The sequence below is a fragment of the Brevibacillus sp. FW301-21C12A genome, assembly GCF_058788915.1.
Genome location: NZ_JBYTBG010000109.1, coordinates 1 through 1,292 on the forward strand (window position 1 = coordinate 1; position 1,292 = coordinate 1,292).

At 46.9% G+C, this 1,292-nt stretch carries 1 protein-coding gene; it reads left to right on the plus strand.

Annotated features, from left to right (window positions below):
- Positions 1-128: 128 nt before the first annotated feature.
- The coding region (locus AC3WQH_RS25455; RefSeq protein ID WP_197186361.1) for a transposase at positions 129-1,292 on the plus strand (1,164 nt) is incomplete at its 3' end.

The following is a 1,292-nucleotide window of genomic DNA, read 5'->3' on the forward strand; positions in this document are numbered from 1 at the left end:
GAGCCTTTTGCAGATTTCTGAGCCCTTTCGTATCAAGCACTTGAAAAGCATAAAAAAGGACTTCACCCCAAGAAGGAGAAGTTTTCAAGCAACCACACACGAAAACTTTTCGAGGAAGGTGAAGTCACTTGTATATTCTCCAGCCATCACTTTTTTCCTTTGAGGAACTGCAAAAACTTGAATCGAAAGAACGTCTGCCCTTATTTTTTTCGGTTCTGGACTTACGCCCGTACGCCAAAGAATTGAGAAGCATTACGCCCCAAGGGGCAACGGGACACAGCCGCGAAGCGATTTTACGGTCTTTGTTGGCGGCTCCTTTCGAAGGAATTTCGCAATTTACTGCTCTTCATCTGAGACTCACAAGTGATTTACGCTTTCGTTACCAGTGTGGGTTTCCCATTGATCGACCCGTTCCATCCATTGCAACGTTTAGTCGCGTATTTGCTCAAATTGTCCAGAAAAGCGTTGCCGAGAAGCTGTTTTACGACCTCGTCATGCAATGCCGTGAAGAGGGAATCATTACAGGAACGACCATTGCCATCGACAGCACGGCGATTGATGCGTATGAAAAAAAGCAACCGAAATCTCGCTGCCAAGGAACAGGAAACGCCACCTGGGGAGCCAAGTTCGACTCCTTTGGCAATAAAATCACGTGGTTCGGTTACAAAATTCATCTGGCAGTAGACGCGGACAGCGAATTGCCTGTTGCTTTAGAAGTCACTCCTGCTCACGTCAACGATGGAGACATGGCTCCTCCTCTCCTGGCACAAGTGAACAACCAAGCCAAGGAAGTGTGTAAGAATTACGTGATGGATGGTGGATACGATCATCTCAAGAACTACGAAATCGCTCATCAATACAAGGCACAGGCTATCATTCCTCTAAACCTCCGAAACGAGAAAGAGCCACCTGCTGGTTATACGTCAAACGGAACGCCTCGATGCAGCATGGGATTTGAAATGGTGTACGCAGGTGCTGACGGAACCCATCTCAAATTTCGTTGCCCGCATGTGATGGGAAAAGTAGAGTGCCCACACGGCTCAGCTTGGTGCTCTTCCTCCAACTACGGAATGGTCGTAAAAGTGAACGTCCACGATGATCTCCGCAGATTTTCTTTGCCACATCGGGACACAAAGAATTGGAAGAAGATGTATCACAAACGGACGAGTGTAGAGCGATGCAATGCCCGTTTAAAGGAAAACCTGACAGCGAATGATCTACATGTCGGTGGCATTCAAAAAGTGAAAACGTATGTGTATTTGAATGCTATCGTATTATTGGTGTCTGCTCTG